Raw genomic sequence first — 13,388 nt, 5'->3', positions numbered from 1 at the left:
ACTCGTTTCGAAAAGCTGCCCCTCTTACCCCGAATGTGACACCAACACGATGTAGTTGGTAAAGCTTTGTTCTGGCGTTAATGCATGCCCCACCCTCCCTCGTAAATATATGTAACGTGATGTATATCGTTTCTGCAAAGAAATGTCCGTTATGGATTCAAATTTGTCCGAAACTGATAAATAATTAGCCGCGATTCTTTAGCTATTCAAAGTGCGACAAGCTCGGCAAAACGCTTTCCTACAATATACCCGATAGACTATATTTGAACTTTTCAACCTCCGCCGATGCTTAAACTGATTTGCGCAGGCAGCGGTGGTGAGCGGGCGAAAAACTGAAGGAAAGAAATCATGTGTGATTTGTGTGAACTTTGAAGAGCAAGGGGCTAGGTCGAGGCGTGTGTGATATGTGTGAACTTTGGACGTTTGCTGGAGCTTGGCACAAGCGCATTGCATTCCCCTTCCGCTCGCCTAATGTGCCGACGATCGGGATATAGCCACCATCAAACCGGAGACCAGATTGTCACAACATGATCGTCAACTTCCCTTGGTGGCTGACTTATATGGCGAGCTGCAGCTTGCCGAACCCACGCAGAAAAAGACATTTTTGTCTCACTTACCCGGCCTTATGCTGGTCGCTGTTGTTTCGCTGGCTGCGCTCTGGCTTAGTGAACATTATGGTCCGCCCGCCATATTGATGGGACTGTTGCTGGGCCTTGCGCTTAGCTTTGTGAATGCCGACAAGCGCCTGTCAACGGGGCTGGATTTCTCATCGCAAACTTTGTTGCGCATCGGCATCGTATTGATCGGCATGCGGATCAGCTTTGCCGAAATAGGCAGCCTGGGCATTATCCCTTTTGTTGCACTGATTGCTATCATGACGATTGTCATATTCACCGGCATCATCGCAGCCAGATTGTTCAAGCTTGATCCGCTTTTTGGTCTGCTGGCCGGCGGAGCGACAGCGATATGCGGCGCTTCCGCTGCACTGGCGCTGTGGAGTATCATTGGCACCAAGAGGATAGATCAGTCGCGCTTCACTATCGTTCTGCTCGGGACAACGATCGCCAGCGCCTTTGCCATGACCTTCTATCCCGCCATTGCAGGCTTTCTGAACCTGAATGATAAACAAGCAGGCTTCTTAATCGGCGCGTCTATTCATGATGTGGCTCAAGCCATAGGGGGCGGATTTTCCTATTCTCCCGAAGCCGGAGAGGTTGCAACTGTGGTAAAACTCTCCCGCGTGACGCTGCTTGCGCCCGTTTTGATTATCGTCTCGATGGTGCTTCAGAAAATGGCTGTGAAGGACACCGACCCGACATCACGCAAAATTGGCCTTCGTCAGGGCATGCCCTGGTTCATCATCGGGTTCATCATGCTGGTGGCTCTAAACAGCCTGGTAGCCCTGCCCTCTTCTCTGGTTGATGCAGGCAACCGGCTGGCCAGCACCTTGTTGCTGTTTGCCGTGGTGGCAGCCGCGATAAAATCCAATCTGGCCGGATTGATGTCACATGGCTGGCATTGCTTTGCGCCGGTCATCATGACAACGGCGATGGCGTTCTTGCTCTCGATGCTCGCCATTCAATTATTGTAAGCTGGGAACTGGCACCAGATTCCAATTATTTTCTGTTTTTTATCAAATAAGAGGGAATATTTTCTATAACGACACTGTCTGCACGTAAATTTGGCAAAGATTTTGTCGCTGGATCAACTATTACCCTATCTGAGATTAAATCAGGAGCAGACATGAAGCTTTTTACCGAACATCCGAAAACAGTTGGGGAAACCTATGCCGAACATTTCATGATGGCCTCTAGCTTTGGCATTCCAATGATGGCCGCTGGCTTTGCCTGTCTTTTGCACGGTATTTTTCCATTTCTCTTTGAAAAAACCGGCAGCAACCTAGTGAAAAAGCTCTATGATCGAATGGTCACTAACCGGGTAAAAGCCGAAAATCGCAGCGCTACCGAGCATGAATTGGAATGGTGTATCTGAGGATCAAGCCATTTAGGCCGGATGAAAGTCAGCCAGCTCTTGCATTGTAGGAAAAACTTCGCCATAGGCCGCGCTTCTCGGCGATTCCTTCAAAAGAATCACGGGAAAGAGAAGAAAGCCGGAGGGGCGTGTCTGCATGGTGCGGCGTCAGCGATCGGTAACATGAAGGAAATCAAGCATGCCGCATTATGAGCATGTCTTCCTCGCGCGTCAGGACTTGAGCCAATCTCAGGTCGATAGTCTCGCTCAGGAAGCTACAAAAATTGTTGAAGCCAATGAAGGCAAAGTCGTTTTGACGGAAACCTGGGGCCTGCGTACGCTGGCCTACAAGGTTCAGAAAAACCGCAAAGCCCATTACGTGATGCTGCGTCTCGATGCGCCAACCAACGTGATTGCCGAATTGGAACGTCAGACCCGTATCAACGAAGACGTGATCCGTTTTCTGACCATCCGCGTCGACGAGCATGAAGAAGGCCCGTCAGTCATGATGCGCAAGCCAGACCGTGACTCACGCCGTGGTGGCGGAGATCGTGGTGGTGACCGCCCTCGCCGTGAGCGCGACGACAGTTAAGCTAGAAAAGGAGTAATAAACATGGGACGTCCATTTTTCCGTCGCCGCAAAAGCTGCCCCTTTTCCGGCAAGAACGCACAACCCATCGACTATAAAGATGTAAAAATGCTGCAGGGATATATTTCCGAGCGCGGCAAGATCGTACCTAGTCGTATCACCGCAGTTTCCGCCAAGAAGCAGCGCGAATTGTCCAAGGCAATTAAACGCGCCCGCCATCTCGGCCTGCTGCCTTATCTCGTGAAATAGGAGCAAGAGACATGGATATTATTTTGCTCGAACGAGTCGAAAAACTGGGCGGCATTGGCGATGTCGTAACCGTGAAAAACGGTTATGCGCGCAACTATCTGCTGCCTAACAAGAAAGCCTTGCGCGCCAACGACGCGAACAAGAAGGTTTTCGAAGCCAATCGTGCGCAGATTGAAGCGGACAATGAAGCGAAGCGCAAAGATGCTGAAAAGGCATCCGGCAATGTTGATGGCAAACAGATCGTATTGATCCGCGCCTCTTCCGCCAGCGGCCAGCTTTATGGTTCGGTTTCGGTTCGCGACATTGTCGAAACGCTCAATGCCGATGGCGCCCATGTTGAAAAAAGCATGGTCATCCTCGAAAAACCAATCAAGACGCTTGGTGTTTTCGACGTTCGCATCCGGTTGCACCCTGAAGTGTCTGTCACCGTCGAGGTCAATGTGGCTCGCTCTGACGATGAAGCTGAACTGCAGAAAGACGGCATCGACGTGATCGCCCAGATGTTTGAAGAAGAGCAGGCTGAACTGGCTGCTGCGGCTTTGGCACCGGAAAGCGAAGATGACGGTGAAGAAGAAGCGGCTGATACCGAAGAAGCTTCTGATGAAGCGGCTTCAGAGGAAACAGCTGAAGAATCAGAAGAAAGCACCGAAGACAAAGAATAATATTTGTCTGCAAGTGATTGAAAAGCCCGAAGCTGGTGCGTTACAGAGTAACAATCCGCCTTCGGGCTTTTTCATAGGATTGAGGGCATATTGACCAATAGCTGGCAAAATCAGTTTTCTCAGGATGCTCGGCTCCTGCCGCATCTGGTGGATCTGCCCAAGGATCAGGTGCTGTTATCGCATTTGACCGAAGAAGATTATCGCAAGGCCAGTTTCCTCGACCAGCGCATCATTACTCCGCAATTGCGACGACAGCTGGTTCCATGGTCGGAGCTGTCAGCGGTCAATCTGCCTCAAAGTTCCAAGCCGCAGTATATTTTTCACATCGGGCATGTCGGATCGACATTGCTTTCACGTCTGCTTGGGGAGATCGACACAGTATTCGCGCTTCGCGAGCCGCAACTTCTGAGGACCCTGTGCGAGATTTCCCAGATACGGGACGAACCGGACAGCCCATGGTCACCGGAATCCTATGAGCGGCGCTTTTCGGAATCCGTGCGTTGGTTGTCACGGTCATTTCATCCTCAACAACAGGTTATGATCAAAGCCAGCAGCTTCGTGAGTGAATTGGCGCCAGAACTATTGGCTGAAGAGACCGACGCGTTATTCCTGTATGCCCCGCTCGACCGCTATATCCCCACGATATTGGCCGGCGAAGCATCCGTGCAGGAAACCCATATGATGGCGGGTGCACGATTGAAGCGGCTGACCCGTCACCTCGGCAAAGCCCCTGCCCGACTATGGGAACTAACGCTGGCCCAGCGCGTCGCAATGAGCTGGATGAGCGAGTTGGTAACCCTGTTCGCGGCACAGAAAACCAACCCTTCCGCCGATATTTTATGGATGGACTTCGAGGCCTTTCTGCAATCACCTGAAGAGCAATTAATGAATGCAGCCGCCCATTTCAAACAGGACTTACTTGCACAAAGGGCGACAGAATTAATATCCAGCCCCATCATGTCATCCTATTCCAAAGCACCGGAACATGATTATAGTCCTGATTTAAGGCAAGAACTGCTCAAAGAAGCAAATGAGAAACACGCCGCCGATATCCGCGCGGCGATATTGTGGGTAGAAAAAATTGCGGCCGCACATCCCTTGGTTGGCGAAGCGATACAATGGATTGAAACGAGAAAAACATGTTCAAACAGCTAAAAATACTGGATCAGAACCAAGTCAACGAGGTCAAAAAAATAGCGGCGCGCGCGCAATTTGTGGATGGGAAAATCAGCAACCCCCATTCAAAAGTGAAGAATAATCTCCAGCTGCATGACCTCGAGGCCTATAACAAGACATCGAAAATCCTTCACGACGCCCTGATGTCAAATCCGGAATTTACCGACTTCGCTTTCCCTGAAAAAATCGCGCCACCGCTGATCACCCGTTATCAGCCAGGCATGCAATATGGTCTTCATGCGGACAGCGCTATCATCCCCCTTCCCGACGGCCCTATTCGATCGGACATTAGCTGCACAATCTTCCTGAGCGGTCCCAACGATAGTAAAGGCGGCGCTTTGCATGTGACTCAGGGCGAAGCCGGAATGCGCTTCAAGGGACTTCCGGGCACTGCTATTGTCTATCCCTCCCATACGCTTCATGAAGTCGAGCCCATCTCTGAAGGCGAACGCATTGTTGCCATCACCTTCATTCAGAGCAAAGTGCGCGATGTTATGAAGCGCAATTTGCTTTATGAATTGAACGAAGTTGCCGCTCTTGAAGGGCTGAACATGAAAGACGAGAATTACATGCGCATGCAAGCGTTGCAATATAATCTCATGCGTATGTGGATGGATTGACGGGCTTAATATCCCATCAAGCTCATAACTTCTTTGCGGCTACGAGCATCGTCGAGGAAGCAGCCCAATAGACGACTAGTCGTCATACCAACTCCCGGCGTGCGTACACCGCGCGCCGTCATGCAGCTGTGACTGGCTTCGACCACTACAGCAACGCCATGGGGCTTCAAGTTATCCCAAATGCATTGAGCAACCTCCGCCGTCAGGCGTTCCTGAACCTGTAGGCGCCGTGCAAAACCGTGCAACACGCGCGCCAGCTTCGATATCCCGACAACCCGGTCTGTTGGCATATAGGCGATACTGGCCTTGCCAATAATCGGTGCCATATGATGTTCACAATGCGAGTGAAACGGAATGTCTTTGAGCAGCACCAACTCATCATATCCGCCGACTTCTTCAAACGTTCGTGCCAAATGTATGGCAGGGTTTTCCTGGTAGCCTTCGCAATATTCTTTCCAAGCGCGCGCCACACGTTTCGGGGTGTCGAGCAGGCCTTCGCGCTCTGGATCTTCACCGGACCAACGCAAAAGGGTCTTCACCGCTTCCTGCACTTCATCTGGCACAGGTATTTTGGCTGCTTCACGAGCAGCAAGGGCATCTTCAAAAGTGTCAGAATAGTCGGCCAAAAGGCAATCCTTTACGCAAGTTAAGCACACATAATGCCAATAACTTAGGCTTCCCTGAACCCCAGTACAAGTGCACGTAGTGCCGTATCATCCATTGAAGGGAAAAATGGCGCGCCCGGGAAGATTCGAACTCCCGACCCCTTGATTCGTAGTCAAGTACTCTATCCAGCTGAGCTACGGGCGCGCATTGAAGGCCGTCAGATAGGGGCAGATGGCCCCGCTGGCAAGCCATTTTATATGTTTTTCTATCCTCTTTTCGCAAGCGCCGCCTGAGCCGCAGCCAACCGCGCTATTGGCACCCGATATGGGGATGCACTGACATAGTCCAAACCGGTTTCCTCGCAGAACGCGATTGATGCCGGGTCGCCACCATGTTCACCGCAAATACCGAGTTTAATGTCGCCTCGCGTTGCCCTGCCCCGCTCTGCGGCCAGTTCGATCAACTGCCCGACACCTTCCACATCGAGACTAACGAACGGATCGCGTGGGAAAATGCCTTTATCAACATATTGGGTGAGGAAACGTCCAGCGTCATCACGAGACACGCCTAAAGTAGTTTGGGTTAAGTCATTGGTTCCAAAGCTGAAAAACTCGCCGTGCTCAGCGATTTTCCCGGCCATCAAGGAAGCGCGAGGCAGCTCGATCATGGTGCCGACCAGATATTCGATGCGGCGGCCTTTCTCAGCAAAGACCTCTTCCGCCATCCGGTCGACGGCATCTTTCATCAACTCCAGTTCGCGGGCCGTAGCTACCAACGGTATCATGACCTCTGGAATGGGCGCTTCACCGCTAGATTCGGCGATTTCACAGGCCGCTTCGAATATCGCGCGCGCCTGCATTTCGTAGATTTCGGGATAGGTCACACCAAGCCGGCAACCGCGATGGCCGAGCATCGGGTTAAACTCGTGCAGTTCATTGGCACGCTGTTTCAGCGTTTCCACACCGACATCTGCCGCGGCTGCCACTTCCTCAAATTCTGACTGATGATGCGGCAAAAATTCGTGCAATGGCGGATCGAGCAAGCGGATAGTCACCGGCAGTCCGACCATGACTTCGAATATCTGGCGGAAATCCTCGCGTTGCTCGGGCAATAGTTTCGCCAAAGCTTCCCGCCTGCCCGCTTCATTGGCGGCGAGGATCATCTGGCGAACGGCCGTGATCCGCGAGGTTTCGAAAAACATATGTTCGGTGCGGCACAGGCCGATACCTTCGGCGCCGAAGTCCCGAGCAACCTTACAATCCTGCGGCGTTTCGGCATTGGTGCGAACGCCCAGACGGCGGACTTTATCGGCCCATTCCATCAGGACGCCAAAATCGCCTACCAGTTCGGGCTGGATCGTCTTCACGCGCCCCGCCATCACCTGACCATTGCTGCCGTCGATAGTCAGCGTGTCGCCTTCTTTCAGCTCACGATCCCCGATTTTCAGCAGTTTTGTCTCATTATTGATACTCAGCCCGCCGGCACCGGAAACACAGGGACGACCCATGCCCCGCGCCACCACGGCGGCATGTGACGTCATACCGCCACGGGCTGTCAAAATGCCTTTGGCAGCGTGCATGCCGTGAATATCTTCCGGCGAGGTCTCTACCCGCACCAATATCACGTCATCGCCCATTTCCGTGCGGTGTTCGGCGGTGTCGGAGTCGAACACGATGATCCCGCAAGCCGCGCCGGGAGAGGCCGGCAGACCGGTGGTCAGCACGTCGCGCTTGGCATCGGGATCGAGCGTTGGATGGAGCAACTGGTCCAAAGCCATGGGATCGACCCGCGCCACCGCTTCTTCTTCGGTAATCAGGCCGTCATTCGCCATATCCACCGCGATTTTCAGCGCCGCCTTGGCGGTCCGTTTGCCCGCGCGGGTCTGCAGCATCCACAATTTGCCGCGTTCGACGGTAAATTCGATATCCTGCATATCGCGATAATGGCGCTCGAGCAGATCGAAAACATTAGTCAGTTCCCCATAAGTTTCCGACATCGCCTCTTCCATGGAAAGCGGCTTGGCATTGGCCTCCTCACGCGCGGCTTTGGAGAGATATTGCGGCGTGCGGATGCCCGCGACGACATCCTCGCCCTGCGCATTGATCAGCCATTCGCCATAATAGGCACTGTCACCGGTTGACGGGTTGCGGGTAAAGGCCACACCGGTTGCCGATGTCTCGCCCATATTGCCGAAAACCATCGCCTGTACGTTGACAGCCGTGCCCCATTCGGCGGGAATGTCGTTGAGCCGGCGATAGACCTTGGCCCGCTCTGCCTGCCAGCTGCCAAAAACGGCGCTGACTGCGCCCCAGAGCTGGTCATTCACATCTTGCGGAAAAGGCTTTCCCCATTGCTCTTCCACAAGGCCCTTATATTCGGCCACCAGCGCCTTCCAATGCTGAGACTCCATCTCAGTATCCGTGAAGAAGCCATTATCTTCCTTGGCTATTTCCAGTGCTTCCTCGAATGAATCATGATCCAGCTGCAGCACCACATCGGAGTACATCTGGATGAACCGGCGATAGCTGTCCCAGGCGAAACGCTCGTCACCAGAGGTTTTCGCCAGACCTTCTACGGTTTCGTCATTCAGGCCGAGGTTGAGTACCGTGTCCATCATGCCTGGCATGGACGCCCGCGCGCCGGAACGGACGGATACGAGCAGTGGATCAGCGGCATCACCAAATGTCTTGCCAGTGATCTTTTCGATATGCGCTACGCCCTGCTTCACCTCCTCGGTCAGGCTGTCAGGATATACCCCGCCTTCATTCATGAAACGCGTGCACATTTCGGTTGAGATGGTGAAACCTGGAGGCACTGGCAGGCCGATATTGGCCATTTCCGCGAGATTGGCACCTTTACCGCCCAGCAGGTTACGGGCTTCGGTGCTGTCGGTTGGCGCGCCGTCTGCGTCTACTCCACCACCAAAACGATATACATATTGGGTCATTTTATGATCCACTCCGCAATTTTACGGTTTCAAAGTTCACACGGTTCACAGGGTATTTTTTGACCGTCATGTCGAGCATGTCCTGATCTCTTCCAGACCCGGCGTAATTCCAAAGTTCACACACATCACAGGGCTCTTCTCGCTCAAATTAGCCCCCAACGGTGCTCCGCACTTGATGCGGAGCCTAGGATGGCTGTCACGCTCTTCTACTCTGGGCTCCGCATCAAGTGCGGAGCACAAACCACCGAATAACTTTTGACGTGGCCTTTTCCCAAAGTTCACACAATTCACAGACTGTTGATCGCCAGTCACATCAGCCCTCGATCTTCGAAAAATCAGCAACCTGATGCACCGCCGCGCGAAAACGGGCCAGCAGAGCAAGCCGCGCCTCCCTTTTGTCCGCATCGCTGTCATTCACAGTTACATCCTCGAAAAACTGGTCAATCGGCGCGCGCAGATTGGCCAGTGCGGTCATCGCTTTTTCAAACTCTTCCGCTTCAATGGCGGCGGTTACATCCGGCTGCGCGGCGTCCAGCGCGTCGATCAGTGCCTTTTCGGCTTTTTCGGGCGTGTAGGAAAGCGGTTTTGTGTCGCTTTGCTCCGCTTTTTCCTTCTTCAAGATGTTCGAAGCGCGTTTGTAGCCGGCAAGCAAGTTTTCGCCGTCCGATGTCTCGACAAAAGCCTGCAAAGCCTTCACACGAGCCAACAGTCGAACCAAATCATCCTCTCCATCCAACACCGCATCGATAAGGTCATGTGGAACACCGACTTCGCGCTGCTGTACTTTAAGGCGCTCATGTAGAAATTCTATCAACTCTTCACCCGAAATTCCGGCAAAATATTGATATAAATTTATCCTCAAATTATTCGTCAAGATCAGACGGATCATTCCGAGAGCTGCGCGACGCAAAGCGAAAGGATCTTTTGAGCCAGTCGGCTTTTCGTCAATTCCGAAGAAACCGATCAAAGTCTCCCATTTATCCGCCAAACTCACCGCCACGGTCACCGGATCGGTCGGCACCTCGTCGCCCTGCCCAACCGGTTTGTAATGGTCACGGATCGCGTTCGCGACTGCCTTGGACTTGCCTTGTTTCTCTGCATAATAGCCGCCCATCAGACCTTGCAGGTCGGGGAACTCGCCCACCATTTCGGTGACGAGATCGGCTTTGCAGAGACGTGCGGCCTCAGACACTTCCCTATGAAATGTATCGCCGGGGCTGGACTGGTCAAAACCATTCCCTTCTAAAGAAACCAACCACTCGGCCAACTTGGCCACACGCTCTACCTTGTCGGCAACCGTTCCCAGTTTTTCATGGAACACAATGTTGCTCAATTTCTTGGCATGATCTTCCAGCGCCGTCTTCTGGTCAAGCTCCCAGAAGAATTTGGCGTCGGAAAGCCTTGCCGCCAGCACTTTTTCATTGCCCGCTGCAATTGCCTTGCCGCCGTCGGTGGCGTCAATATTGGCGGTGCAGATGAAATTCGGTGCCAGGTTCCCCTCCCGTTTACGGGAGGGGTTAGGGGTGGGATGGCCTGCTGTTTCAGGCCCACCCCCGGCCCCTCCCGCGAGCGGGAGGGGGGTACGGCAAATGAAATATTTCTGATTCACCCGGGCGGTGAGCTGGATAACCTCTTCCGGCACATCCAGAAACGCCGGATCAAAACCGCCCAGCAAAGGCACAGGCCATTCGGTCAGCCCGGCATTTTCGATTACCAGACCTTCATCGGCAACAAGCTCAAGCCCGCCGTCCGCTGCCGCCTTGGCTGCACCCTCGCGTACAATCGCTTCGCGTTCGGTTTGATCGACCAGCACATGGCAAGCGCGCAGCTTTTCGGCATAATCACCGGCATTGCCGATCGTTACCACTCCGTCATGGTGGAAGCGGTGGCCGACGGTTTCATAGCCAGACGTCACACCGTCAATTTCGCATTCCACCAGAACATCGCCCAATATTGCGACAATGCCAGACAACGGCCGCACCCAGCGCAGGCTTTCGGTCGACAGGCTCGCATCGCCCCAGCGCATCGATTTGGGCCATGGGAAGGCTTTTATGATCGCGGGGATAGCTTCCGAAAGAACGTCTTTGGTATCGCGGCCCGGTTTGTTGATCACGGCAAAATAGGTCGCCCGGCCCTTGACGTCACGAACCTCCAGCTGATCGCGGGTCACGCCATTTTTGCGGCAGAAGCCATCAACCGCCTGATCCGGCGCGCCTTCCGGTGGCCCCTTGGCTTCTTCGCTCACCGCTTCGGTCTGATCCGGCAGGTCCTTTGCAATCAGCGCAAGCCGCCTTGGCGTCGAGTAAACGATGACATCCGCGGCTTTCAGGCCTGCATCGTTCAGTTGCGCGACAAACAAGCGTTCGAGATCCGCACGCGCCTTGGCCTGCATGCGGGCGGGAATTTCTTCGGAGAGCAGTTCGAGGAGGAAATCAGCCATTATGCCGCCCACCCGTTCTTGGCCATATAGGCTTCACAGCTGCCCTTGGCGAGATCGCGGACGCGGCCCATATAGCTGGCCCGTTCCTGAACAGAGATCACGCCGCGTGCCTGCAAAAGGTTGAACACATGGCTCGCCTTGATCGCTTGTTCATAGGCCGGAATAGGTAGTTTTGCCTCGAGACAGTTTTCGCATTCGCCCACCGCTTTGTTGAACAGGTCAAACAGCGTTTCGGTATTGGCGACTTCGAAATTCCATTCCGACATCTGCTTCTCATTATCTAGGAAGATATCGCCGTAACTGACTCCAGCACCGTTATAATCCAGATCGTAGATGCTATCGACACCCTGAATATACATGGCGAGCCGTTCGAGCCCGTAGGTCAGTTCGCCGGCCACTGGCTTGCAGTCAAAACCGCCCATTTGCTGGAAATAGGTGAACTGCGTCACCTCCATGCCGTCGCACCAGACTTCCCAGCCCAGACCCCAGGCACCTAAGGTCGGGCTTTCCCAGTCATCCTCGACAAAGCGAATGTCGTGGAGCATCGGATCAATGCCGATGGCGGTCAGGCTGTCGAGATAAAGCTGCTGGATATCCGGCGGCGAAGGTTTCAGGATCACCTGATATTGGTAATAATGCTGCAGCCGGTTCGGGTTTTCGCCATAGCGGCCATCGGTAGGCCGACGGCAAGGCTGCACAAACGCGGCATTCCAGGGATCGGGACCAAGCGCACGCAAAGTTGTTGCCGTGTGGAACGTGCCAGCGCCCATTTCCATGTCATAGGGCTGCAGGATTGCACAGCCCTGCTCACTCCAATAATCGTGGAGTTTTAGGATGATCTGCTGGAAGCTGAGGGGCTTCTGTTCGGTCAAGATGATAGCTTTCTTCGCGAGTGCAATATAGTCGGCCACGCTTTGGCTTATGGTGCCTCACTGGTCAAGAACCCATATCCATAAATGCGGAAAGTGCTCCTTTTAAGACTAACGATATTGACCCCGCATTCGGTATATATATACCAACCAGTGCCTATGATTAGACCCCTGCCAGCATCGCCCTACATTCTCACTTTATTTGCGCTTATCGCAGCCGCTTTCCTAGTAAGCCCCGGAAGGGCGCAAGAGTCTGCAGCTCAAGAAGCAGCTGAGGCGGCAGCCGAGGCTGTGGAAGCAGCATTGGAAACACCGCCCGAGCTGGCGCGCGATGAGTCGCCCATCACTAAGCGTGAAAAACGGCGTCAGGACCGTGTAGCCGCGTTTGCGTTCGCGCCCAGCCCGGCTCTTTGGAAAATCACCAAGGCAGAATCGACCGTCTATATTTTCGGGGCCACAAACCGCCTTCCCAGTCAGTTGAAATGGGAGAGCAAAGCCTTCACTGAAGCACTTGCCAGTGCCAACAAAGTCTATTTCGAAACGTCGCATTTTGATCGTTCAAACCGGGATGCGCGAAGGCAAAGTGAACGGCAAACATTCCGCAAGATAATCCGCCATGACCGCGATTTTGTGGAGGAACGCTTTGCACCCGGTCTGTTTGACCAGATCAAAGATGATATGAAGATGGACTTTCTGGTAATTGGCGATTTCATGCCAACATGGTTTTTGGTCGCATTTATCGCCGAGACTGACCACATGTTTCAGCCAACGCGCGGTAATCGTTATCTCGACTATAAAATCAGACGGACGATCACAGAAAGCGAGCTTATAATCAGCAGCTTGGAAGATCCTTCTCATTTGGTAGATCTTTTGAACATGGTCGATGAGAAGACACAGCGAAAATGGCTCAATGATTTTGTCCGGGCCGAACTCGCAGTGGACAAATCCGAGCGATACGCAACCAGGAAACGCGGCAACAATGGCGCAACAAGTCCGCTATCTGCACGAGAACAGCGGGCTATTGACTGGGCCAAGGGCAAAGCGCCTGAAGCTGTGGCAATGATGCCTCCCGGATTGCGAGATTTTGAAAATCACATCCGTAATGACCGTATGAAAAGATGGCCCGATAAAATAAGCGCAATGCTTGATGACGGTGGAACCAGCTTGGTTGTCGTCAATCAGGAATATCTGTTCGGCGAAAACAACCTGAGATCAGCGCTTAAAAGCAAAGGATATGAACTGGAGCGCGTACAATAGAA

The 13,388-nt window shown here is 53.3% G+C and carries 12 protein-coding genes and 1 tRNA gene; 8 read left to right on the top strand and 5 right to left on the bottom strand.

Annotation, left to right across the window (positions count from 1 at the left end; genetic code table 11):
* The first annotated feature begins 517 nt into the window (after positions 1-517).
* The 7 genes from BS29_RS08525 (at position 518) to BS29_RS08495 (ending at position 5,267) form a co-directional block, all read left to right on the top strand.
* Positions 518-1,591 (top strand): YeiH family protein, encoded by a 1,074-nt coding sequence (locus BS29_RS08525; RefSeq protein ID WP_229956755.1) that lies wholly within the window; start codon positions 518-520, stop codon positions 1,589-1,591.
* A gap of 152 nt (positions 1,592-1,743) precedes the next feature.
* Complete coding sequence (locus BS29_RS08520; RefSeq protein ID WP_229956754.1) at positions 1,744-1,992, top strand: DUF6356 family protein; 249 nt, start codon at positions 1,744-1,746, stop codon at positions 1,990-1,992.
* A gap of 178 nt (positions 1,993-2,170) precedes the next feature.
* On the top strand, positions 2,171-2,563 hold the full coding sequence (gene rpsF / locus BS29_RS08515; RefSeq protein WP_229956753.1) for a 30S ribosomal protein S6: 393 nt from the start codon (positions 2,171-2,173) through the stop codon (positions 2,561-2,563).
* Between the two features lie 21 nt (positions 2,564-2,584).
* The gene (gene rpsR, locus BS29_RS08510; protein ID WP_108810187.1) at positions 2,585-2,809 is read left to right on the top strand and encodes a 30S ribosomal protein S18; all 225 of its coding nucleotides are present in this window, start codon (positions 2,585-2,587) and stop codon (positions 2,807-2,809) included.
* Between the two features lie 11 nt (positions 2,810-2,820).
* Positions 2,821-3,471, top strand: a complete 651-nt coding sequence (rplI, locus tag BS29_RS08505; protein ID WP_229956752.1) for a 50S ribosomal protein L9 — start codon at positions 2,821-2,823, stop codon at positions 3,469-3,471.
* A gap of 90 nt (positions 3,472-3,561) precedes the next feature.
* Complete coding sequence (locus BS29_RS08500) at positions 3,562-4,626, top strand: hypothetical protein (protein ID WP_229956751.1); 1,065 nt, start codon at positions 3,562-3,564, stop codon at positions 4,624-4,626.
* Entirely contained in the window at positions 4,611-5,267 is a 657-nt protein-coding gene (locus BS29_RS08495) for a Fe2+-dependent dioxygenase (protein ID WP_229956750.1), read from the top strand. Before BS29_RS08500 ends, BS29_RS08495 begins: the two co-directional genes overlap by 16 nt.
* A gap of 5 nt (positions 5,268-5,272) precedes the next feature.
* Here BS29_RS08495 and folE read toward each other — a convergent pair whose 3' ends face one another.
* From folE to BS29_RS08470, 5 genes are all read right to left on the bottom strand, one after another.
* Positions 5,273-5,893: a GTP cyclohydrolase I FolE gene (gene folE, locus BS29_RS08490; protein WP_229956749.1), complete on the bottom strand. Its 621-nt coding sequence runs from the start codon at positions 5,891-5,893 to the stop codon at positions 5,273-5,275.
* A gap of 107 nt (positions 5,894-6,000) precedes the next feature.
* Positions 6,001-6,077, bottom strand: a tRNA-Arg gene (locus BS29_RS08485).
* Between the two features lie 61 nt (positions 6,078-6,138).
* The gene (ppdK, locus tag BS29_RS08480; protein ID WP_229956748.1) at positions 6,139-8,820 is read right to left on the bottom strand and encodes a pyruvate, phosphate dikinase; all 2,682 of its coding nucleotides are present in this window, start codon (positions 8,818-8,820) and stop codon (positions 6,139-6,141) included.
* 313 nt (positions 8,821-9,133) lie between these two features.
* A complete protein-coding gene (glyS, locus tag BS29_RS08475) occupies positions 9,134-11,260 on the bottom strand; it encodes a glycine--tRNA ligase subunit beta (protein ID WP_229956747.1) in 2,127 nt (708 codons plus the stop codon).
* Positions 11,260-12,099: a glycine--tRNA ligase subunit alpha gene (locus BS29_RS08470; protein WP_229956834.1), complete on the bottom strand. Its 840-nt coding sequence runs from the start codon at positions 12,097-12,099 to the stop codon at positions 11,260-11,262. Before BS29_RS08470 ends, glyS begins: the two co-directional genes overlap by 1 nt.
* A 189-nt stretch (positions 12,100-12,288) precedes the next feature.
* Here BS29_RS08470 and BS29_RS08465 point away from each other — a divergent pair, with 189 nt between their 5' ends.
* Positions 12,289-13,386: a TraB/GumN family protein gene (locus BS29_RS08465; RefSeq protein WP_229956746.1), complete on the top strand. Its 1,098-nt coding sequence runs from the start codon at positions 12,289-12,291 to the stop codon at positions 13,384-13,386.
* The last annotated feature ends 2 nt before the right edge of the window (positions 13,387-13,388 follow it).

This window comes from Parasphingorhabdus litoris DSM 22379 (assembly GCF_020906275.1).
Lineage (GTDB): Bacteria > Pseudomonadota > Alphaproteobacteria > Sphingomonadales > Sphingomonadaceae > Parasphingorhabdus > Parasphingorhabdus litoris.
Note: the sequence above shows the minus strand (reverse complement) of the source record. Positions and strands in the feature narration are given on the sequence as shown.